Origin of the sequence: Serratia sp. CY84636 (assembly GCF_052166245.1) — a bacterium.
Lineage (GTDB): Bacteria > Pseudomonadota > Gammaproteobacteria > Enterobacterales > Enterobacteriaceae > Serratia > Serratia nevei.
Genome location: NZ_JBJNOX010000002.1, coordinates 1,155,052 through 1,176,808 on the forward strand (window position 1 = coordinate 1,155,052; position 21,757 = coordinate 1,176,808).

Genomic DNA, 21,757 nt, shown 5'->3' on the forward strand with positions numbered 1-21,757 from the left:
GGCTGCCAGTTTTGGTTAGGGAACGGAGTTAAAAATGGTAAGCGCGCTTTATGTGGTGCTCGGCGCATTGTTGTTGATCAAACTCTCTTATGACGTAGTCAGATTAAGGATGCAGTACCGCGTAGCCTACGGCGACGGCGGGTTCTACGAATTGCAGACCGCCATCCGCGTGCATGGCAACGCCGTTGAATACATTCCGATCGCTGCCGTATTGCTGGTGATCATGGAGATGAACGGCGCGGAAATCTGGATGATTCACCTCTGCGGCCTAATGCTGATGGCCGGGCGGCTGGTGCATTACTACGGTTTGCGCAACCGCGAGGTTCGCTGGCGCCGTTCAGGCATGGCCGCGACCTATATCTCTTTGCTGTTGATGGTTCTGGCAAATATCTTCTATCTGCCCTGGGATCTGATTTTCAGTCTGCATTGATCCCGTTTTATCATCAGGCGGCCGCGCCGCCTGCTTCCGCTCCGCTTTTTTACGCTTTTCTGTTAGACTACGCAGCTTCGAATTCTGAACTGATTTGCCGCTATGCCAAACCGCGATACCCTTTTCTCCGCCCCCATCGCCAAATTGGGCGACTGGACCTTCGACGAACGCGTTGCCGAAGTGTTCCCCGACATGATCCAACGCTCCGTTCCCGGCTATTCCAACATCATCTCGATGATCGGCATGCTGGCCGAACGCTTTGTGCAACCCGACAGCCGGGTGTATGACCTGGGCTGCTCGCTGGGCGCGGCAACGCTGTCGATGCGGCGGAATATCAAGGTGCCCGGCTGCAATATCGTCGCCGTCGACAATTCGCCGGCGATGGTGGAACGTTGTCGCCGCCATATTGACGCCTTCCGCGCCGACACGCCGGTTGACGTCATCGAAGCCGACATTCGCGACATCGACATCGAGAACGCCTCGATGGTGGTGCTGAACTTTACGCTGCAGTTCCTCGAACCGGCCGATCGCCTGCGCCTGCTGGAGAAAGTTTATCGCGGCCTGCGCCCGGGCGGCGCACTGGTGCTGTCGGAGAAGTTCAGCTTTGAAGACGCCGAAGTCGGCGAACTGCTGTTCAACATGCATCACGATTTCAAACGCGCCAATGGGTACAGCGAGCTGGAGATCAGCCAAAAACGCAGCATGCTGGAAAACGTGATGCTGACCGACTCGGTAGAGGCACATAAGGCGCGCCTGCATCAAGCCGGGTTCGAGCATGCCGAAGTGTGGTTCCAATGCTTCAACTTCGGTTCGCTGATCGCCCTGAAAGCGGGGGATGCGCAATGATCGAGTTCGGTGATTTCTATCAGCGCATCGCCAAAAGCCCCCTCAGCCATTGGCTGGACACCCTGCCTGCGCAGCTCAGCGCCTGGCAACGCGAATCGCTGCACGGCAAATTCAAACAGTGGTTTAACTCGGTAGAACATTTGCCGACGCTGACCCCAACCCGCCTCGATCTGCTGCACGGCGTGCGCGCCGAGATGGAGCCCGGCCTGTCGCCGGGCCAGCTCGAGGGCATCGAGAAAATGCTGCGCACCCTGATGCCATGGCGTAAAGGGCCGTTCTCGCTGTATGGCATCGATATCGATACCGAATGGCATTCCGACTGGAAGTGGGATCGCGTGCTGCCGCACATTTCTCCGCTGGCCGGCCGCACCATTCTCGACGTCGGCTGCGGCAGCGGCTATCACCTGTGGCGCATGATCGGCGCCGGCGCACACTTTGCCGTAGGCATCGATCCGATGCAGCTGTTCCTGTGCCAGTTCGAAGCGGTGCGCAAGCTGTTGGGTGGCGATCAACGCGCCCACCTGCTGCCGCTCGGCATCGAGCAGTTGCCGGATCTGGCGGCGTTCGACACCGTGTTCTCAATGGGGGTGCTATATCACCGCCGCTCGCCGCTCGATCATCTCTATCAGCTGAAAAATCAGCTGGTGGCTGAAGGGGAGCTGGTGCTGGAAACGCTGGTGGTGGAAGGCGATCGCCACCAGGTGCTGGTGCCGGGCGATCGTTATGCACAGATGCGCAACGTGTATTTCATTCCTTCCGCCGAAGCGCTGAAATGCTGGCTGGAGAAGTGCGGTTTCGTCGACGTGAAGATCGCCGATATGTGCGTCACCAGCCTCGAAGAGCAGCGCCGCACCGACTGGATGACCAGCGAGTCACTGGCCGAATTCCTCGATCCGAACGATCGCAGCAAAACGATCGAAGGCTATCCGGCGCCCCTGCGCGCCGTGCTGACCGCCAAAAAACCCTAGCGTTCGCTAATCGGGCCGGCCTGAGCCGGCCCGAATTTACCCGTTGTCGACATCGACAATCCGCAGCTCATACACCATGGTCGCGTTCGGCGGGATCTGCGGCGCATAGCCCGTTTCTCCGTACGCCAACGCCGGCGGCACCACCATTGTCAGAGAGCCATGATTTTTCAGATGGCCGATCGCCTCGCGGAACAACGGCGGATAGGCAGAGAGTGGCTGTGACATCACCTTCCCACTGCGATCCATATCCTGAATCACGCTGCCGTCGGTTAAGCTCTCTTTCACCACAATGTCTACCCGTGCGTTTTCCTTAATGGCTTCATCACCCACATAATCGATGCGATACCAGAAACCGGCAGGCGACTTCTGCGTGCCTTTCTTCTTTTTAAACTCGGTGACGAACGCCTCGCCCTTGCTGGTCTGCACCTTCGCCGCCTGGTTTCTGGCGTCGTTCACCGCTTTTTCCGACTCCGACAGCGCGCGGGTCAACTGTGCATCGCTTAGTTGGTAATGGCCGTTGAAGGTATCGATCACGCCCGCCAGCAGCACGGTTTTATCGGGATTGATGCCCCAATTTTTACGCTCCGCCAGCATCGTTTGAATATCGCGTCCCAAAGCGACACCGGCAGCATAGCTCTGCTGTTCCGGCTTTTTCTTGAGCGCCTGCGCATCCGGCAGCCATTTGGCCCGCGATCTCAGCCCGCTCAGCTCGTCTTGCAAAGCTTGCTGCGCCTGATGGGCGGCCGCCAGCTCCGTTGCCGTTTTATCCGCCTGCAGTGTCGCTTTATCCCGCTGCTGCGCAGCCTGCGCGCTTTCCGCCGTTACCACCGCCAAACGTTGTTCCAACGCTTTAGCTTGTTCGGTTTGCGTCTTGTTTTTTTCCTGCAGCTGCGCCAGCGCCGTCTTCAGGCTTTTCTCTTGCTGCTCGGCCTGTTGGCGTTGACCATCACGCTCTTTCTGTAGCTGCGCCAGCTGCTGCTGAAGTTCACCCGCCGCCTTGGCGGCTTCGGCCTTTTGCTGTTCCAGCGCAATCTTCAGGTTTTTCTCTTGCTGCTCGGCCTGTTGGCGTTGACCATCACGTTCTTTCTGCAGCTGCGCCAGCTGCTGCTGAAGTTCACCCGCCGCCTTGGCGGCTTCGGCCTTTTGCTGCGCCAGCGCTGTCTTCAGGCTTTTCTCTTGCTGCCCACCCTGCTGCCGTTGGCCCTCCTGCTCTTTTTGCAGCTGCGCCAGCTGCTGCTGCAGTTCGCCCGTCAGCCTGGCAGCCTCGGCCTTCTGCTGTTCCAGCTCAGCGGCGGCCGCTTTTTTATCCTGCTCATAACGCTGGCGCGCTTTATCGTTGGTGGTCTGGGCCGCCGCCAGTTTCTCCTGCCAAGCCTTATCCGCCTGTTCAGGCAACGCCGCCAGCCGTTGTTCCAGCAAGGCAATGCGCCGGTCGCGCTCCTCGGTTTGCTGCTTTTGCCGCGCTAACGCCGCCTGCGCTTCGGCGATCTGCGCCTGAGCCTTGCGCTCCTGCGGCGTCAGGTTCAGCGCCTGTCGTACGCCGCTGGCGAAGTCGCTCAACGCGCTCAAATCAGGCGCCGGTATCGGTTTATCGGCAGCGGTCAGGGACGACGCAACCCGCAACGCGGTCAACTCCTGTTGCAGGGATTGAAGAGCGGCTTGCTGTTGCTCCAAGCGAGTCTCTTTCTCGCGCAGCGTCTTTTGCAACTGAGCCAGTTGCTTTCTCTGTGAGCTCGTTTCACGAGCTTGAACCGGCCGGGACGCCGGCTTTTGGCTTTCCTGGGATGGGGTAACCACAGTCTCGGCTGCCGGCGCGTCCTGCCGCTGGTAACGCTCGGCAAACTGCAATAATGCCGGCACGTCGTCATCCGCCCCGGCCACCGCCGGCGCAAACGCCAGCGGTATCATCAGGCTCAGTAAGGCCTTTCTTGCACGAGGGGTCATTGGGCGCGTTCTCCGCGCTCAGCCAGGCCGGTCATCATGGCAGAACTGATGTCCGCGCAAAGACGGCTGGTGCGATAACGATACAGGGCGTCGACGGTTTCCTGCGTGCCCGTGTTGACCCGCTGGCGTACCCCGGCATACTGCGCGGCGCCGCCCATCAAGGTATCGAATTCGCGTTTGAATTTTTCGTATTTTTCGTTATCCATGCCGCGCATGGCATCCAACTCGCGCTGGCACTGCTGCATGCGCTCGGCCTCACGCTGCCGTTTGTCTTGTTCCGCAATTTCTTCTGCGCTGGGCGGCTGGCTTAATGTAGAAACAGGTCGCTTGGCGGTCTGGCAGCCGGTCAGGGCCAACGTCAGTAAAAGCGCCGCGCTCAAACAGTGTACCGTTCGGGTCATTATCGTTATCTCCTTGTTTAGTCCGCCGTTAACGCGCCCTGCGGCTGCGCCGACGGCTCTCCCCAATTGATGCTGTGATGTTCCGGCCATAAGGCAGGCGATGAACAGGTAAAAATACCGGCGCGGTGACGAGCGGCAGAACGCAAACCATTCACCACGGCAATACATACCAAAAAAATCATTTAATATTATGATATTTAAAGGATTTTAACTCACAAACTTATCAGCAGGGCATGGCGATCGCAAGAAGAGATGGGGGCAGTTCGACCGAGAAACCGCCTTGAAACGGACACCGCGTCTTTGCAAGACATAAAAAAAGCCCCGGCAAAACGCCGGGGCCTGGTACTTGCGCGATCGCCGAGGGCTCAGTGACACGCAAAGGGGTCTTACGGCCCGGAAACCGGTTTTCAAACGCGGTTAGCTGCGTGATTATGCGCTTTGCGCCAGGGGATCAACCAAGGCCAGCGCGTTTTTCATCGCCTCCACCATTTCGCCATCCACGCAATAATGGCTAAATTCGTCAAACTCGTTATCGGAGCACATGGTGACGCCCGCCTTGCGGTAACGCATGGTCGACGGTACCAGATGGCCGGAAGAGCTGTGCAGTTCATGCAGACCGATGTCGACAAACTTGTGCAGATTGCTGAGGCGCACGCCGGCACCCGCCATGATCACCGGGCCGTGACTGGCCTGGCGCAAATCTCGCAGCAGCGGCAGGCCCAGTTCGGCGCTCTGCTGTTGGCCGGAGGTTAGAATGCGCGCTACGCCCAGCTCGGTCAGTTGTTCCAACGCCACCATCGGGTTTTGGCACATGTCGAACGCGCGATGGAACGTCACCGCCATGCCCTCGCACAGCTTCATCACTTCGCGCATGCGCGGCAGATCGATGTGCCCTTCTTCGTCCAGCATGCCGACCACTACGCCGGGGAACCCCATCTCGCGGATCTGGCGGAGATCCTGTTTGATCACCTCGAAATCCACCGCGCCGTAGCAGAAATCGCCACCGCGAGGACGAACGATCGGATGCACCGGGATCGCCACCCGCTCGCGCGCCAGACGCAGCGTGCCATAACTCGGCGTCAATCCCCCCTCGCTCTGGCTGGCGCACAACTCGATACGATCGGCGCCTGCCCGTTCGGCCGTCAGCGCGCAGTCGACGCTAAAGCAACAAACTTCCAGTTTTATCATTGTCACCCCCAGATAACGGCCAACATACGGCGGCAATTGTTCATTTCTTCATTTCTCACGTAGGCTCATGCTTAGGCATAAACCGGCTCAGGGTTGTAACTATGGCATTCAATTTTGATCAATGGGTAGACCGCAGTCACAGTGACAGCGTTAAGTGGGATAAATATCGCGACCGCGACATTATTCCGCTTTGGGTCGCCGACAGCGATTTCACCTCACCGCCGGCGGTGATCGAAGCCTTGCAGCGTCGCGTGGCGCACGGCGTATTCGGCTACACTCACCCATCCCCTGATCTTATTGAGGTTTTTACCCGCCGCATGGTAGAGCGCTACGGCTGGCACATCAAGCCTGAATGGATCATTTTCCTGCCTGGGCTGGTGTGCGGCCTGAACCTGTGCGTGCGAGCCTGCACCGAAGAACACCAGAGCACGCTGGCCCCCTCTCCCATTTATCCGCCGTTCCGCAAAGCGGCCAAATTCGCCGGGCGTAAACACCTCTCGGTGCCGCTAACGGCGGTAGGCCAACGCTGGGTGTTGGACTTCCCCGCGATGCGTGATCGGCTTAGCGGCAACGAGAAGCTCCTGTTGCTGTGCAACCCGCAGAATCCCGGTGGCACCGTTTATCGCCGGGATGAGCTGTTGCAGCACCATCAGTTCGCTCGCGAGCACGATTTAATCGTCTGTTCCGATGAAATCCACTGCGAGCTGCTGCTTGAACCCGGCGTGCGGCATACCCCTTTCGCTACCCTGAATGACGATGCGGCCCAACGCAGCGTGACGCTGATGTCGCCGTCAAAAACGTTTAATCTTGCCGGGCTGGGCGCTTCACTGGCGATCGTTCCCAACGAAGCGCTGCGACAAAGGCTGAAACGCGCGCGCAGCGGCATCGTGCCGGAGGTCAATCTGCTGGCGCTGGTGGCAGCGCAGGCGGCTTATCAATACGGGCAGCCCTGGCTGGACGAGCAGCTGATTTATCTACGTGCCAATCGCGATCGGCTGATCGAGCGCATCAACGCCATGCCGGGGTTGACGGTTTTGCCAATCGAAGCCACCTACCTGGCGTGGATAGATTGCAGCGCTTTACCGGTGGACAACCCGCATCAGTTCTTCGAACGCGCGGGCGTAGGATTAAGCGCCGGTTTGGATTTCGGCGATCGGCGCTTTGTGCGGCTTAACTTTGGTTGCCGGTGGGCCCTGCTCGATGAAGCGCTCGATCGCATGGCGCGAGCCTGTGCGGCACTGCCTGGCTAACCTTGTTCGCTGGCGACGATATCTCGAATGGAATAAGGATGAAACTTTATCGTCACCGTTCCGTCGGTGATGGCCAGCGTCGGGTTCGGTAGCCGCTCGCCCTCGCCTTTTGGCGAGCTTTGCTTCAGTTTGATCCCCGGCGCCAGCAGCGCTTCATCGGCAAGGTGGCTCAACGCCCGGGCGTACAGCGTCTGCGGATCGCCACTGAGCACTAATTCGACGTGTTCCCAACCTTCGTGCGGATAGCGTTTCTCCCCGGGATACGGCAGCTCGACGCAGTCTATCTGCCACGGCCCCACGGCCAGCGGCTGCGACAAATCGAACAGACAGATAGGTCGCCCGTTGATCATCGACTCGGACAGCAGAGTCCCGCACTGCATCAGCCCCTGGCGCCAGCGTTCGGCAGTGGCGTTCTGATGACAGCGTAGAGAGATGTGATCGGCGGTAAACGCGGTCAGATCAAGCCGCAATTTGGCGGCAAATTGATGCAATGCCTGCTCGAAACGCGGCAGGTCGAGCACCAGGTCGTCCAGCTCGGCAATGGCCTGCAAGGGGGGGGTCATAGAAACCTCAAAACAACGGAACGCATGTGAAACGCCGTAATTTACACGGTGGCGACAGCGCTCGCCAGCATTGCGAGGTTTTTCAGCAGCCGTTCAGAATGATTTTTGGTTGCGGACCGGGAGAATAAAAACCAGCTTTTTATTAAGATGACAGCTTATTAAATCAACAGATAAATAAAAAATAAGAATCTTCGCAATCCATTATACCTTTTCTTCATGACGCTATGATTTAAGTTATTTTGCACAAAACCCTCTGCAGCCCATTGGCCAATCCGATTGAATAGTCTGGTTTAATCAACCCTGATCCACTTATCAAACCCACACAAAAAACAATCACAACCCATTGTAAAAGAAGAAAATAAACAAAATTAATTGATGAAAAACTAAGGATTATCTTAATTTAACCCCGAACAATTGATTCACCAAGATAACTCGGCTACTTTGGAGGAAATTTAAATTCGAGATGATCATTATGTTATTGCTGACGATATCCTTGGTGTTGATAATTATCGCCGTATACGCCATCTACCGTCATTTCAAATCACGCAGCGGCAACACGCTGGATGCCGGTCGTCGCAATAAAAAGCGCTAGCTTTGCAACTCTCCCCTTCGTACATTCTGTCAGGTCATTCTGCTTTCACCTTCCGGCCATCAACGCGCCGCACCCGACAACAGTTTCATCGCTGCGGCCGCGCCAACTGCTGACGGGCTCCGTCAGATCGGTTACAATTGCAGGCTGTTTTGTGGAGGCCGCCCATCGCGCCCGCCACCGTTGAATCCCACAGGGGTTGGCTTCAGCCCCTCGTTCGTCATTAAGGTAACCCGGTGAATATTCAGGTTCTTCTTTCAGATAAAGTCAGCCAGGCGCTGATCGCCGCTGGCGCGCCAGCCGATTGCGAAGCGCAGGTCCGCCCATCCGCCAAGGCGCAGTTTGGTGATTACCAGGCCAATGGCGTGATGTCCGTCGCCAAAAAGCTGGGCATGCCACCCCGTCAACTGGCGGAAAAAGTGGTGCAACTGCTGGATCTCGGCGACGTCGCCGCTAAAGTGGAAATCGCCGGCCCCGGCTTTATCAACATTTTCCTGAACAGCGACTGGGTCGCGCGCCAGGCCGATCGGGTGCTGAACGCACCGAAACTGGGCATCGCACCGGTTGAGCCGCAAACTATCGTTATCGACTACTCCGCGCCGAACGTGGCGAAAGAGATGCACGTCGGCCACCTGCGCTCCACCATCATCGGCGACGCCGCGGCACGTACCCAGGAGTTTCTGGGCCATAAAGTGATCCGCGCCAACCACGTCGGCGACTGGGGCACCCAGTTCGGCATGCTGATTGCCTACCTGGAAAAAATGCAGAATGAAAACGCCAGCGACATGGGCCTGTCCGATCTGGAACAGTTCTACCGCGAAGCCAAGAAGCATTACGACGAAGATGCCGAGTTCGCCGAACGCGCGCGCGCTTACGTCGTGAAGCTGCAGGGCGGCGATCAGTACTGTCTGAAAATGTGGCGCAAGCTGGTCGACATCACCATGGCGCAAAACCAGCTGACCTATAACCGCCTGAACGTCACGCTGACCGAAGACGACGTGATGGGCGAAAGCCTGTATAACGCGATGCTGCCGGGCATCGTCGCCGACCTGAAAGCCAAAGGGCTGGCGGTGGAAAGCGAAGGCGCTACCGTGGTGTTCCTTGATGAATACCAGAACAAGGACGGCGATCCGATGGGCGTCATCATCCAGAAAAAGGATGGCGGCTACCTCTACACCACCACCGACATCGCCTGCGCCAAGTATCGCTACGAAACCCTGGGTGCCAATCGCGTCCTGTATTACATCGACTCCCGTCAGCATCAGCACCTGATGCAGGCCTGGACCATCGTGCGCAAGGCCGGTTACGTGCCGGAGTCCGTCTCGCTGGAACACCACATGTTCGGCATGATGCTGGGCAAAGACGGCAAGCCGTTCAAAACCCGCTCGGGCGGTACGGTGAAGCTCTCCGACCTGCTGGATGAGGCCATCGAACGCGCCGAACAGCTGATCGCCGGCAAAAACCCGGATATGCCGGAAGACGAAATGAAAACCGTGGCCCGCGTGGTCGGCATCGGCGCGGTGAAATACGCCGATCTGTCGAAAAGCCGCACCACCGACTATGTCTTCGACTGGGATAACATGCTGGCCTTCGAAGGCAATACCGCGCCTTATATGCAATACGCCTATACCCGTGTGGCATCGGTATTCAAACGCGCCGGCATCGACGAAACCAGCCTGACGCTGCCGCTGACGCTGACCGAAGAGCGCGAAATTGCGCTGGCCACCCGCCTGCTGCAGTTCGAAGAAGTGCTCACCACCGTCGCGCGTGAAGGCACGCCTCACGTCATGTGCAGCTACCTGTACGATCTGGCCGGCCTGTTCTCCGGTTTCTACGAGCACTGCCAGATCCTGAACGCCGACAGCGAAGAAGTGCGTCAGAGCCGCCTGAAGCTGGCGCTGCTGACCTCAAAAACGCTGAAAACTGGTCTGGATACGCTGGGCATCGAAACCGTCGAACGCATGTAAACTGCGCCGCCCAGAAAGCAAAAAGGTCGCCCAGGCGACCTTTTTTTACGCTTGCCTTTGGCTCAGGCGACCCGGCGCGCAAAATCACGCGGGCGGAAGCCCAACCCGGCCAGCACGCCAAAGTACGCCACCACACCGGCCACCACCACCGCAGCCAAGCGCAGCAAACGCTCCAGCATGTTGCCCTGATCCCAGGCAGGCATCAGCCACATCGCGCCAATCAACACGGCCGACATCACCAGCACGGCGATCACCAGCTTGGTGAGGAATAGCGCCCACCCCGGCTGTGGCTGGAAAATCTTCTGCTTGCGCAGTTGCCAATACAGCAGCGAGGCGTTCAGACATGCCGCCAAACCGATCGACAGCGCCAGGCCGGCATGCTTCAGCGGGCCAATAAACGCCAGGTTCATCACCTGCGTCATAATCAGCGTAATGATGGCGATCTTGACCGGCGTTTTGATGTCCTGCCGCGAATAGAAGCCCGGCGCCAGCACTTTAACCACGATCAGCCCCATCAGCCCTACCGAGTAAGCCACCAGCGCACGCTGCGTCATCGCCGCGTCAAAGGCGCTGAATTTGCCATACTGGAACAGCGAAACGGTCAGCGGCTTGGCCAAAATGCCGAGCGCAATGGCGCTCGGCAACGCCAGCAGGAAGCACAGGCGCAGCCCCCAATCCATCAGGCGCGAATACTCGTCGTGGTTGCCGCTCGAGAAGCTTTTGGCCAGCGACGGCAGCAGGATGGTGCCCAAGGCCACGCCCAGCACGCCGGAAGGAAACTCCATCAGGCGGTCGGCGTAGTACATCCAGGACACCGAGCCGGACACCAGGAACGAAGCGAAAATGGTGTTGATGATCAGCGAGATTTGGCTGACCGACACCCCGAGGATCGCCGGCCCCATCTGGCGCATCACGCGCCAGACCCCGGCATCGCCCAGCTTGAGGCGCGGCAATACCAGCATGCCGATCTTGCGCAGGTGCGGCAGCTGATACCCCAGCTGCAGCACGCCGCCCACCACCACCGCCCAGGCCAGCGCCAGCACCGGCGGATTGAAATACGGGGCCGCGAACAGCGCGAAGCCGATCATGCTGACGTTAAGCAGCGTTGGCGCAAAGGCCGGGATCGAGAAGCGGTTCCAGGTATTGAGGATCGCCCCCACCAGCGACGCCAGTGAGATCAACAGAATATAGGGGAATGTGATGCGCAACAGCGCCGACGTCAGGGCAAACTTGTCGGGCGTATCGGTAAAGCCCGGCGCAGTGATATAGATCACCCAGGGCGCGGCCAGCATCCCCAGCACCGTCACCACCGCCAGCACCAGCGTCAACAGCCCGGAGACATAGGCGATAAAAGTGCGCGTCGCTTCTTCACCCTGCTGGCTCTTGTATTCGGCCAGGATCGGCACGAAGGCCTGCGAAAATGCCCCTTCGGCAAAGATACGGCGTAACAGATTAGGGAGTTTGAACGCCACGAAGAAGGCGTCCGTTGCCATGCCGGCCCCGAACACGCGCGCGACGATTGCATCGCGGGCAAAGCCCAACACCCGCGAAAACATCGTCATCGAGCTGACGGCAGCCAAGGATTTGAGTAGGTTCATGTGGTTGTCTGATAGGTACCGTAAATATCAACGCCTGCAACAGCAGGCGTCAGTGAAACAATCGGCTCAGTTTACGCATCCGGAAAAGAATAGCTACCGCCATATGTTACATAGAGTTATCCCGCAGCAAACGCTCGACCATCCGCTGGGCGACCAGCGCCTGTTCGCCGCCGGTTTCCGGCGCGCTCTGGTTGGCGACGGCGCTGAGGAAATGCCGCACCGCCCCGTCGAAGCCGCGTTGCACCAGCGTGCTTTGCCAGCCCGGCACCGGCTGTTCCAACTCGCCCTGCGCATCTTCACGCCGCCAGTGGCGCATGTCGGTCAACTGATACAGCGCACCGTCGGTCACCGCCTGCACGCTTTCACGCTGGCTGCCGCCCCGGCGATGCATGCTGGTCGTCACCTGCGTGTCGCCGCAGGCGAAGTGGTGTTCGGCATACAGCATTTCACCGGCGGCGTTGGCCTGCAAACGGCCGCTCAGCAGTTGCTCGTGCCCGCCCGCCAGCCACAGCGCGGTGTCCACCACGTGCAGATAGTCATCCAACAGGGTAAAACGCAGATCGTGCGGGCCGACGCTGTCCGTCCGATGCTTGTCCATACGAATGGAAGCCGGCTGGTTCATTTGCTGTTTGAGCTGCCGGTAAAGCGGCGCGAAACGGCGGTTGAACCCCACCATCAGCGTTTTGCCTCGCCGCTCGGCCAACTCGAGCAACTGCTCGCCCTGCTCCAGCGTTTCCGCCAGCGGCTTATCGACGTAAACGTGCACGCCGCGGTTCAGCAGCTCGCCTATCACGGAAAAATGGCTGGCGGTGCTGCTGTGGACAAAAACCGCGTCGCACTGTTCGGCCAGGCTGTCCAGACGGGAGAAACAGGCCATGCGGTAGCTGTTGCACAGCGGCTGCGCTTTTTGCTGATTGGGCGAAAAACCGCCCACCAGCGTCCAATCCGCCGCCTGGCCGAGGATTGGCAGGTAAGCCTTCTGCGCAATACTGCCCAATCCCACCACGCCCACACGCAATTTAGTCATTCGCTTCCCTCGCCAACAGATGTTGCACCAGCCGTTTCAATTCCGATACTTCGTTTTCCAATGCGCTGACCCTGGCGCTCAGGTCGCCGTCGACCTCAGACTCAAGCGCCGCCGGCACTTCATCAATCTGGCCGCTGAACAGATGCATGAACCGGCTTTCGCGTTTGCCCGGCTCACGCGCCAGGCGCACCACGAACGGGCCATCTTCGCGCGTAGCCAGCTGCTGCAGCACCTGTTCGACCTCGCTGACATCGTTGAACTCGTGCATCCGGTTGGTGCGGGTGCGCAGCTCGCCCGGCGTTTGCGCGCCGCGCAGCAATAAGGTGGCGATCACCGCCAGTTCGGCGGGCGAGAGTTTCAGTTGGCCGAACTCGGAGTTGCAAAACCGCTGTTCATACTTGACTACCCGGTTGCCGAACCCGCTGAGGGTGCGCAGGAAATGTTTGCGCAGCAACAGATCGAGCAGTTGCTGCACTTCACTTTCGCTCAGATCCATTACCGGCTCGCGGTTGGTTTTTTGGTTGCACGCCAGGGTAATGGCGTTAAGCGAAAGCGGGTATTGGTCAGGGGTCGTGACCTGTTTTTCCAACAGGCAGCCGATGACCCGCGCCTCTTTGGCGTTCAATTCATATTTCATCGTTTGGCCTCAACGTGGGGGTAACCACTCTTTATTGGTGTATGCCGTCAAAACGTGGTCTTGCCACTTGCCGTCGATCAGCAGGTAATCCTTGGCGTAACCTTCACGTTCGAATCCCAGACGCGTCAGCAGTGCGCCGCTGCGCTGGTTGTGAGGCATATAGTTGGCCATGATGCGGTGCATGCGCTGTTGGCGCAGCATATAGCGGATAGCGGACTGCAAGGCTTCGAACATCAACCCTTGCCCCTGCCATTTCTCCCCCAGCGAATAACCGAGGAAACAGGCGTGAAACGAACCGCGCAGCACGTTGCTGAAGTTCGCCACGCCGCGCACTTCCTGCTCTTCCGGATCGAGCAGGATAAAATAGTAGGCGCTGCCCTGCTTTTGCATTTCGGTGATCATGCCCAGGCGCGCCTGCCAGCCGGAAGGATAACAGTGGCTTTCGTCGCGCACCGGCTCCCAGGGTTTGAGAAAGGTCCGGTTCTCAGCATAATAATCCGCCAGGCGATAGGCATCCCGTTCATGCACTAAACGGACCACCATCCGGTCGGTTGTAAGACGTACTTTTGGCGATGCAGAGCGATAGCCGAACATCATTTCCCCCGCAGTCAAAACGGTTCGATAAGAAGTATTTATTAGGAAGCCGAGCGGATCATTATCCTGTGCCGATCTTTCGCCATGGTTTTATTTTGCCAATAGCGCCGCAGAACTGCGCTTCCCTGCATTCAATATAACCGTAGCCCGCCCCCGAGGTAAAATCCCGGCCGCTCAGTAAATCGCCGAATACGCGTTTTACGGCGTTTTTCCGCCAATTTTGCAGCTCAGGTAACACCTTGACGATAAAAAAATATTATCTATGCCGCCCCTGTTGCCGTACGGGAATTGGGTAGAGAATGGAACGGCTGTCTCCCCTTCTTTCTTAATTGCTCATGGTGAAGCATGTCTCTGGTGTCGCAAGCGCGCAGCTTGGGTAAATATTTTCTGTTGCTCGATAACCTGCTGGTGGTGTTAGGCTTCTTTGTCGTCTTTCCGCTTATTTCGATCCGCTTCGTCGATCAGCTGGGCTGGGCGGCGCTGATCGTCGGCATCGCGCTGGGTTTGCGCCAGCTGTTGCAACAAGGGCTCGGCATCTTTGGCGGCGCCATTGCCGATCGTTTCGGCGCCAAGCCGATGATCGTCACCGGCATGTTGCTGCGCGCCGCCGGGTTCGCCACCATGGCGATGGCCGATGAGCCCTGGATCCTGTGGTTCTCCTGCGCACTTTCCGCCCTCGGCGGCACGTTATTCGATCCGCCGCGCACCGCTTTGGTGATCAAACTGACCCGTCCGCACGAGCGCGGCCGCTTTTTCTCGCTGCTAATGATGCAGGACAGCGCCGGCGCGGTGGTCGGCGCGCTGATCGGCAGTTGGCTGCTGCAGTACGACTTTCACTTTGTCTGCTGGGTCGGGGCGGCGATCTTCGTGCTGGCTGCCGGTTGGAATGCCTGGTTACTGCCGGCTTATCGCATCTCCACCGTACGCGTGCCGATGAAAGAAGGCCTGTTGCGGGTTCTGCGCGATCGCCGCTTCCTCACCTATGTCCTGACGCTGACCGGTTACTACATGCTGGCGGTGCAGGTGATGCTGATGATGCCTATCGTGGTCAACGAAATTGCCGGTTCACCGGCGGCGGTGAAATGGATGTACGCGATCGAAGCGGCGCTGTCGCTGTCGCTGCTCTATCCGTTGGCGCGTTGGGGTGAAAAACACTTCCGGCTTGAACAGCGCCTGATGGCGGGTCTGCTGCTGATGACGCTCAGCCTGCTGCCGATCGGTCTCGCCACCAGCCTGCAGGGGGTCTTCACGCTGATCTGCTGCTTCTATCTGGGCTCGATCATCGCCGAGCCGGCGCGCGAAACGCTGAGCGCTTCGCTGGCCGATCCGCGTGCGCGCGGCAGCTACATGGGCTTCAGCCGCCTCGGTTTGGCGCTGGGCGGCGCATTGGGCTATACCGGCGGCGGCTGGATGTACGATACCGGACGGGCGATGAATATGCCGGAACTGCCCTGGTTGCTGCTCGGGGCCGTCGGTTTTGCCACGCTGCTGGCGCTGTACTGGCAATTCAGCCCGCGGCGCAACGCGTCGATGATGCTGCGCGGCGGTTAACGCCATAGAAATCCGGCCGAATCGGCAACAGCTGCTATCCTGTTAGTAAAAACCCCACAGGAGCCCGTCGGCATGATTGAAGAAGCGAAGTTACCGCAACTGCTCGAACATATGATACTGAACCTGCGCATGATTTATGCGCGCTCCACCCTGGTGGAAAAAGCGCTGGCCCACATCATCGCCGGCGACAGCGCGCTGAAAAGCGATATCATCAAACAGCTGCAGGTCGTCTCCGCCGCCAACGAGCGCGATCAGGTCGATCTGGAACAGGCCCGCATTCACCTGATCGATGTGCTCAATTCGGTACCGGCCAAGAAATAACGCCCCTCGCCCGCGCCTGTTGCGCGGGCAATGTCGCAATAACGCACCATCCAACACACGCGCTTCAAGACAGCCTCGGTAAGCTGTGGTAACTATTGCTGTTAAAACCTGACAACCCGGAGCAAGCATGAAACTGTTCATTTACGATCATTGCCCCTTCTGCGTTAAAGCCCGTATGATTTTCGGCCTGAAGCGCCAGCCGATTCGGCTGGTCACCTTGCTCAACGACGACGAGACGACCCCATTCAACCTGATTGGCACAAAAATGGTGCCAATTCTGATCAAAGACGACGGCGAAGCGATGCCGGAAAGCCTGGATATCGTGCGCTATGTCGATAGCCTGGACGGCAAGCCGGTGCTGACCGGTAGCACCAACCCGGCCATTGCCGAGTGGCTGCAGCGGGTCGGCAGTTACAGCGCCAAATTGCTGCTGCCGCGTATTGCGCATGCCGATTTCGAAGAGTTCGCCACCGACAGCGCCCGCCGTTACTTTATCGATAAAAAACAGGCGGCTATCGGTGATTTTGCCGAACATCTCGCCAACAGTGCCGATCTGATCGCCGAACTGGAAGCCGACCTGCAAGCGCTGTCGCCGCTGATCGTCTCCGCCGACGCGGTAAACGGCGAGCTGTCCGAGGACGACATTCACCTGTTCCCGCTGTTGCGCTCGTTATCGATCGTCGCCGGGGTTGCGCTGCCGGACAACGTGGAAGCCTACCGCAACCACATGGCGCAGCGCAGCGAGGTGCCGTTGCTGCTGGATATGGAACAATAACGTTCGAGAATGACAAATAAGGACATGGCGTACTGATGTTGAAAATGGTGCTCGCCACCGCTCGCGACCGGGCGCGGCTGAAGGAAATAACCTCCGTTCTGATTCGTTATGGTCTGCAAGACGTTCTGCGCCTGCTGGGCCTGGGAGCCTTGTTGCGCGGCGCCCGCGGTGAATCTGCCCCGCAGGATGCACAAACCCTGCCTGAGCGGCTGCGCGAAGCGCTCGAAGCGCTGGGCCCCACCTTCGTCAAATTCGGTCAGATCCTGGCCACGCGCTCTGATCTGCTGGACCCGGCCTGGACCGACGAACTGGATCGCCTGCACAGCCAGGCGGCGGTGTTGCCATGGGAAACGCTGGCGCCGCAAATCATCGCCGATCTGGGGGGCGAGCCGGAACAGCGGTTTGCCGAATTCGATCGCACGCCGCTGGCCGCGGCGTCAATGGCGCAAATCTACCGCGCACGCTTGCACAGCGGCGAGCAAGTGGTGGTAAAAGTGCTGCGGCCCGGTCTGGCGAAAACCATCCACGCCGATCTGCGGCTGCTGGCCTCGCTGGCGGAGACCGTGGAGCAGCAGAGCCCGGCGCTGGCGCGCTATCGGCCGCGGCAGATGGTCCGAGCGTTGGCAACGGCGCTCAATCACGAGCTGGACTTGACCCACGAAGGGCATAACTGCGACCGCGTTGCCGGGATGTTCGCGCGTCAACCCGACGTGGTGGTGCCAAAAATCTATTGGCAATACTCTTCTCCCCGCCTGTTAGTGCAGGAATACTTGCCCGGCACCGCGCCGGAAAGCCCTGAACAGCTGGCGGCGGCAGGCTTTGACGGCCCGCTGCTGGCGCAACGCGGCGCCCGCGCCTTTATGAGCATGGTGCTGGAGCATCGACTGTATCACGCCGATCCGCACCCCGGCAACGTCATGGCACTGAGCGGTGACCGCGTCGGTTTTATCGACTTCGGCATGGTGGGCCAGCTGTCCGAGCGGCGGCGCAACCAGTTGCTCCTGCTGCTGCAGGCCATCGCCGATCGCCAGTCCGAAGGCATCGTCAACACGCTGATCGCCTGGTCGGACAGCGAACCGTTGGACCTGATGGATCTGGAGTTGGCGGCACAAAACTTTCTCGACAAACAGGCCGCCACCACCCTGACGCTGGGTAAAGCCTTGACCGACCTGCTGGTGATGGCGCGCGAACACCAGCTGGCGCTGCCGCCCGATCTGGTGCTACTGTTCAAGGCATTAATCACCGCCGACGGCGTGCTGCATCGTCTGGATCCAAACTTCGACATCGTGGCCACGCTCAAGCCGATGCTGCAACAAACGGTGCTGCAGCGCTACGCCCCCGACGCCGTGCGCCAGCGGCTGTTGGCCTTGGGCGGGGAAACGCTCGATGCCGGAGAAGAGCTGCCGCAAACGCTGCGGCTATTGGTTCGCCGCCTAAAACGCGGGCGGCTCAATGCCGATATCAACGTCAGTAACCTCGGCCAGCTGAGCAAAGCGCTGGAACGCGCCGCCGTCACCCTGGCCATCGCCATCGTCACCGCCGCTTTTGCCCTGGGGCTGGCGCCTTATCTGATGCATTCGTCGCTGCGACTGTGGGGCATTCCGCTGTTCCCGCTGTTGGGGGGCGCAGCCTGCCTGGCCGGCGTGATTCTCTTGGCGCTGCGGCTGCGGCGCTGACGCTTTCGGCGTTATCCGATAGGTCTTGCCCGCTTTTGCGCGCACTATCCTCTGCACATCGCCACCTGCCGTTTTCACGCGCAGGCGGAACGTTTATAATGATTAATCAATTATCTGCAGCACTTTTCGCCAGCAGTCGCAATGAGGCATTAATGAAGAAGATCCTGATGGGCGCAGCCGCCCTGCTGTTCGCCGGCGTATTGGCCGGTTGCAATCAACTGACCCAATACACCCTGAGCGAGCAGGAAGTGAATGATTACCTGCAGAAACACAATGATTATCAGAAGCAGATCGGCGTGCCCGGCCTGGTGGACGCCAACATCGTGCTGACGCAGCTGCAAAGCCAGATCGGCCGCAGCGAGCCGGGTAAAGTCACCCTTTCCGGCGACGCCAAAGTCAACATCACGTCGATTCTCGGCCCGCAGGCGGCGGACCTGAAGCTGACGCTGAAAGCACAGCCGGTTTACGACCGTGCACAGGGCGCCATTTACCTGAAGGATATGGAGTTGACCGATTACAGCGTGCAGCCGGAAAAAATGCAGACGGTAATGAAAGCGCTGACGCCATACCTGAACCAGTCGCTGAAATCTTACTTCGACCAAAAGCCGGCTTATGTGCTGAATCCTGACAACAGCAAAACCGAAGCGCTGGCGAAAAAACTGGCGAAGGGATTGGAAGTGAAACCGGGTGAGTTAGTGATCCCGTTTAGCGACTGACCGCGTCTTGATGTATCAAGCCCGCCGAGCGGCGGGCTTTTATTGCGGGAAAGTATTACTGCGGCGCGCTGTAGGCAATCTCGCCGGTGTTGCAGTTGAGCGTCACGTTGTAGGTTTTATCCATCTTGGTACCCCGCACCGTCAGCGGCACCTGCCACACCTGATCCTTGCCGGTGATGGCATCCGGGCTGACCCAGGCGATCGGGGTTGCGGTGCCCAGCAGCTTTTTGTCCGCCTCCCAGCGCGTGATGCGGTTCTGCAAGAAATCACGCTTGACCTGAGCGGCAATATCCGCCGGCTGCAGACCGGCACACTGCCCCACCTTGGCGGTGCGTTGCTCTTGATCCTGCGCCCACACCGCAGTCGATGCTCCCATCATGGCCAACAAGGCGATAGCCAAACCCGTTTTTTTCATATGTCCTCCCGTTGTGATTAGCGCTATCCGGGCGCCCATCCCTGGCTCACAACAGGGTTTCGGCAAAGAGTTACCGTTTGACGAACTCGATGACAAACAGCGCATCCAGGCCCGGATAGATTTCCTTGATCACCTGCTTCAGCTCGCTCAGCGACATGTTCTCCTGCTGTGCGTGGCGTTCGGTCAGCGCATCCAGGCGCACCGGCGTTACCGACAGCACTTCGATAAAGCAGAAAAATACGCCGTCTTCATTGCGGCTTACGCGCAATACCTCGCCCGGTTCGAAGTGCGACTCACTGGCATCCCGAATGGTGATGGTTTTGCGCCCGGCCAGAATGTCTTGCTCAAAGCGGCTGAAGAAAGTTATTTCACGGCTCATTTTAGATCCTTTTTCATCACAACACCGCAACATAAGTCATTATGCCGCTTGCTTTTCTGACGCAGATCCCTCTTTTGAGTTAGAGACCGTTTTTTTCGCTTTCGCTTCCGTCGGTTTTTTGCCGGTTTCCGCCGGTGATGCGCCGCGCAGAATCAGACCCAGTGCGTCCTTATTCTCTGCCAGGAAGAAGCTCAGCCCTTCGCGCTGTTCGTCGTCCAGGTTCAGCGGCGCCTGTTGCAGCCACTCTCCGAGGTTATCCGCCAAATCCAGCATTTTGTCGTAGGCGTCGGCTTCTTTCTTGCTCGCGAAAGTCATTTTTTCCTCACCGTTTCTCACCACCACATATTTAACTTCAACCGCCATGCGTGCGTCCTCAAATACTCAAATAACTGTAATTATATACAGTATAAATAGATAGCGGCGGGAAGGCAAACCGCCACCCGCCTTCGGCTTATTTCAGCAGCCGCACCTTGCAGCTCTTGCCTTTGATTTTGCCCTGTTGCAGCTGCTGCAGCGCCTTGCGCGCGCTGGCTTTACGGATCGCGACGTAGGCATGCACCGGGAACATGTCGATCTTGCCCACTTCCGCCGCCGTCAGTCCGGCATCGCCGGTCAGCGCGCCAAGGATATCGCCGGGGCGGATCTTCGCCTTACGGCCGCCATCGATGCACAGCGTCACCATCTCCGCCTCCAGCGAACCGTTGGCGGCCCCGCTCAGCTCGGACACCGGCGCCCAGGCAATGGTCATCTGCAGGTAGTCTTCAATCGCGTGCGCCCGCGCCATTTCCTGCGGCGTGCACAGGCTGATCGCCAGCCCGCTCATGCCGGCGCGGCCGGTACGACCGATACGGTGCACATGCACTTCAGGATCGAACGCCAGTTCGTAGTTAACCACCAGCTCCAGCTCTTTGATATCCAGCCCGCGAGCGGCGACGTCGGTCGCTACCAACACCCGGCAACTGCGGTTGGCAAAACGCACCAACACCTGGTCGCGGTCGCGCTGCTCCAGATCGCCATGCAGCGCCAGTGCGCTGATACCACGGGCCTCCAGGGCCTCAAGCACCGTTTGGCAATCGCGTTTGGTATTGCAGAACACCACGCAGGACGCGGGTTGATGATAACGAATGGCCGACACCAGCAGCGCCGGCCGCTGATCGCGCGTGGTCTCATAGAAACGTTGTTCGATGGCGGTCTGCGCTTCGTCATCGTCCACTTCGACGCTCAGCGGCTGACGCTGAACGCGCTCGCTGATGCGTTCGATACCCGCCGGGTAGGTAGCGGAAAACAGCAGCGTCTGACGCTGCGGCGGCGTGTAGCTGATCACATCGTCGATGTCGTCGGCGAAGCCCATGTCCAGCATACGGTCGGCCTCATCCAGCACCAGCACCTTCAGCTCGTCCAGCAGCAGCGTTTTCTTGCGCAGGTGTTCCTGGATGCGGCCCGGCGTTCCCACCACGATATGCGGCGCGTGCACCAGCGAATCGAGCTGTGGCCCCATCGGTTGGCCGCCGCACAGCGTCAGGATTTTGATGTTCTGCGTGAAGCGCGCCAGGCGGCGCAGTTCTTTGCTCACCTGATCGGCCAGCTCGCGGGTGGGACAGAGCACCAGCGCCTGCGTGGCAACCTGAGCAACGACGATGTTATTCAGCAAACCAATGCCGAACGCCGCCGTTTTACCGCTACCGGTTTTCGCCTTGGCGCGCACGTCTCGCCCTTGCAGGATGGCGGGCAACGCGGCGGCCTGCACCGGCGTCATTTTGGCGTACCCCAGTTCGTTGAGGTTGGCCAACTGTTCGGCTGGCAGCGGCAGGGAAGAAAAAGAAACTGTGCTCACGGCGATAACTCTTATATGACGAATGGAATGGCGGCGCGCCCGCAGGCTGGCGCCGAATCAGCGGTAATGATAACAGAGATGGGCGGCG

General features: G+C 59.0%; 22 protein-coding genes. 10 read left to right on the forward strand and 12 right to left on the reverse strand.

Annotation, left to right across the window (positions count from 1 at the left end; translation table 11 throughout):
• Positions 1–34: 34 nt before the first annotated feature.
• The 3 genes from ACJ8QI_RS09995 (at position 35) to cmoB (ending at position 2,244) form a co-directional block, all read left to right on the forward strand.
• Positions 35–430, forward strand: a complete 396-nt coding sequence (locus tag ACJ8QI_RS09995) for an MAPEG family protein (RefSeq protein ID WP_004932387.1) — start codon at positions 35–37, stop codon at positions 428–430.
• Positions 431–532: 102 nt separating this feature from the next.
• On the forward strand, positions 533–1,276 hold the full coding sequence (gene cmoA, locus ACJ8QI_RS10000; protein WP_442532433.1) for a carboxy-S-adenosyl-L-methionine synthase CmoA: 744 nt from the start codon (positions 533–535) through the stop codon (positions 1,274–1,276).
• Positions 1,273–2,244, forward strand: coding sequence for a tRNA 5-methoxyuridine(34)/uridine 5-oxyacetic acid(34) synthase CmoB (gene cmoB / locus ACJ8QI_RS10005; RefSeq protein ID WP_060423921.1), 972 nt, complete (start codon positions 1,273–1,275; stop codon positions 2,242–2,244). Before cmoA ends, cmoB begins: the two co-directional genes overlap by 4 nt.
• Before the next feature lie 36 nt (positions 2,245–2,280).
• On the opposite strand, the gene ACJ8QI_RS10010 is transcribed toward cmoB, so the two are convergent.
• From ACJ8QI_RS10010 to cutC, 3 genes are all read right to left on the reverse strand, one after another.
• Positions 2,281–4,188, reverse strand: coding sequence for an FKBP-type peptidyl-prolyl cis-trans isomerase N-terminal domain-containing protein (locus tag ACJ8QI_RS10010; protein ID WP_442532434.1), 1,908 nt, complete (start codon positions 4,186–4,188; stop codon positions 2,281–2,283).
• On the reverse strand, positions 4,185–4,589 hold the full coding sequence (locus tag ACJ8QI_RS10015) for a hypothetical protein (protein WP_442532435.1): 405 nt from the start codon (positions 4,587–4,589) through the stop codon (positions 4,185–4,187). Before ACJ8QI_RS10015 ends, ACJ8QI_RS10010 begins: the two co-directional genes overlap by 4 nt.
• A gap of 429 nt (positions 4,590–5,018) precedes the next feature.
• Positions 5,019–5,777: a copper homeostasis protein CutC gene (gene cutC, locus ACJ8QI_RS10020; RefSeq protein WP_038877351.1), complete on the reverse strand. Its 759-nt coding sequence runs from the start codon at positions 5,775–5,777 to the stop codon at positions 5,019–5,021.
• Between the two features lie 101 nt (positions 5,778–5,878).
• On the opposite strand from cutC, the gene ACJ8QI_RS10025 reads away from it, so the two are divergent.
• On the forward strand, positions 5,879–7,027 hold the full coding sequence (locus tag ACJ8QI_RS10025) for a MalY/PatB family protein (protein ID WP_060423937.1): 1,149 nt from the start codon (positions 5,879–5,881) through the stop codon (positions 7,025–7,027).
• On the opposite strand, the gene ACJ8QI_RS10030 is transcribed toward ACJ8QI_RS10025, so the two are convergent.
• Positions 7,024–7,590, reverse strand: a complete 567-nt coding sequence (locus ACJ8QI_RS10030; protein ID WP_442532436.1) for a VOC family protein — start codon at positions 7,588–7,590, stop codon at positions 7,024–7,026. The two genes, ACJ8QI_RS10025 and ACJ8QI_RS10030, sit on opposite strands and share 4 nt — an antisense overlap.
• A gap of 825 nt (positions 7,591–8,415) precedes the next feature.
• Here ACJ8QI_RS10030 and argS point away from each other — a divergent pair.
• Positions 8,416–10,146, forward strand: a complete 1,731-nt coding sequence (gene argS, locus ACJ8QI_RS10035) for an arginine--tRNA ligase (RefSeq protein WP_060423941.1) — start codon at positions 8,416–8,418, stop codon at positions 10,144–10,146.
• A gap of 62 nt (positions 10,147–10,208) precedes the next feature.
• Here the strand turns inward: argS and murJ are convergent, their stop codons facing one another.
• From murJ to rimJ, 4 genes are all read right to left on the reverse strand, one after another.
• Positions 10,209–11,744, reverse strand: coding sequence for a murein biosynthesis integral membrane protein MurJ (gene murJ, locus ACJ8QI_RS10040; RefSeq protein ID WP_033647656.1), 1,536 nt, complete (start codon positions 11,742–11,744; stop codon positions 10,209–10,211).
• Positions 11,745–11,850: 106 nt separating this feature from the next.
• On the reverse strand, positions 11,851–12,771 hold the full coding sequence (locus ACJ8QI_RS10045) for a Gfo/Idh/MocA family protein (protein ID WP_442532437.1): 921 nt from the start codon (positions 12,769–12,771) through the stop codon (positions 11,851–11,853).
• Positions 12,764–13,408, reverse strand: coding sequence for a YceH family protein (locus ACJ8QI_RS10050; protein WP_060439770.1), 645 nt, complete (start codon positions 13,406–13,408; stop codon positions 12,764–12,766). The genes ACJ8QI_RS10045 and ACJ8QI_RS10050 overlap by 8 nt, the downstream gene beginning before the upstream one ends.
• A gap of 9 nt (positions 13,409–13,417) precedes the next feature.
• The gene (rimJ, locus tag ACJ8QI_RS10055) at positions 13,418–14,002 is read right to left on the reverse strand and encodes a ribosomal protein S5-alanine N-acetyltransferase (RefSeq protein WP_025159814.1); all 585 of its coding nucleotides are present in this window, start codon (positions 14,000–14,002) and stop codon (positions 13,418–13,420) included.
• A 345-nt stretch (positions 14,003–14,347) separates the two neighbouring features.
• On the opposite strand from rimJ, the gene mdtH reads away from it, so the two are divergent.
• The 5 genes from mdtH to ACJ8QI_RS10080 all read left to right on the forward strand — a co-directional run bounded on the left by mdtH (position 14,348) and on the right by ACJ8QI_RS10080 (position 19,041).
• Positions 14,348–15,553: a multidrug efflux MFS transporter MdtH gene (gene mdtH / locus ACJ8QI_RS10060; RefSeq protein ID WP_060423950.1), complete on the forward strand. Its 1,206-nt coding sequence runs from the start codon at positions 14,348–14,350 to the stop codon at positions 15,551–15,553.
• Positions 15,554–15,625: 72 nt separating this feature from the next.
• A complete protein-coding gene (locus ACJ8QI_RS10065; protein WP_049202450.1) occupies positions 15,626–15,874 on the forward strand; it encodes a hypothetical protein in 249 nt (82 codons plus the stop codon).
• A 127-nt stretch (positions 15,875–16,001) separates the two neighbouring features.
• The gene (grxB, locus tag ACJ8QI_RS10070) at positions 16,002–16,649 is read left to right on the forward strand and encodes a glutaredoxin 2 (protein WP_442532438.1); all 648 of its coding nucleotides are present in this window, start codon (positions 16,002–16,004) and stop codon (positions 16,647–16,649) included.
• Between the two features lie 35 nt (positions 16,650–16,684).
• On the forward strand, positions 16,685–18,325 hold the full coding sequence (locus ACJ8QI_RS10075; protein ID WP_070914702.1) for an ABC1 kinase family protein: 1,641 nt from the start codon (positions 16,685–16,687) through the stop codon (positions 18,323–18,325).
• A gap of 152 nt (positions 18,326–18,477) precedes the next feature.
• The gene (locus ACJ8QI_RS10080; RefSeq protein WP_004927555.1) at positions 18,478–19,041 is read left to right on the forward strand and encodes a lipoprotein; all 564 of its coding nucleotides are present in this window, start codon (positions 18,478–18,480) and stop codon (positions 19,039–19,041) included.
• A gap of 55 nt (positions 19,042–19,096) precedes the next feature.
• Here the strand turns inward: ACJ8QI_RS10080 and yebF are convergent, their stop codons facing one another.
• From yebF to dbpA, 4 genes are all read right to left on the reverse strand, one after another.
• A complete protein-coding gene (gene yebF, locus ACJ8QI_RS10085) occupies positions 19,097–19,456 on the reverse strand; it encodes a protein YebF (protein WP_060423958.1) in 360 nt (119 codons plus the stop codon).
• 70 nt (positions 19,457–19,526) lie between these two features.
• The gene (gene yqfB / locus ACJ8QI_RS10090) at positions 19,527–19,835 is read right to left on the reverse strand and encodes a N(4)-acetylcytidine aminohydrolase (RefSeq protein ID WP_060423960.1); all 309 of its coding nucleotides are present in this window, start codon (positions 19,833–19,835) and stop codon (positions 19,527–19,529) included.
• A 39-nt stretch (positions 19,836–19,874) separates the two neighbouring features.
• Positions 19,875–20,198 (reverse strand): YebG family protein, encoded by a 324-nt coding sequence (locus ACJ8QI_RS10095; RefSeq protein WP_060423963.1) that lies wholly within the window; start codon positions 20,196–20,198, stop codon positions 19,875–19,877.
• A gap of 88 nt (positions 20,199–20,286) precedes the next feature.
• Positions 20,287–21,669 carry an ATP-dependent RNA helicase DbpA gene (gene dbpA / locus ACJ8QI_RS10100; RefSeq protein WP_060423966.1) on the reverse strand — a complete coding sequence of 461 codons (1,383 nt, stop codon included), beginning with the start codon at positions 21,667–21,669 and terminating at the stop codon, positions 20,287–20,289.
• Between the last annotated feature and the right edge of the window lie 88 nt (positions 21,670–21,757).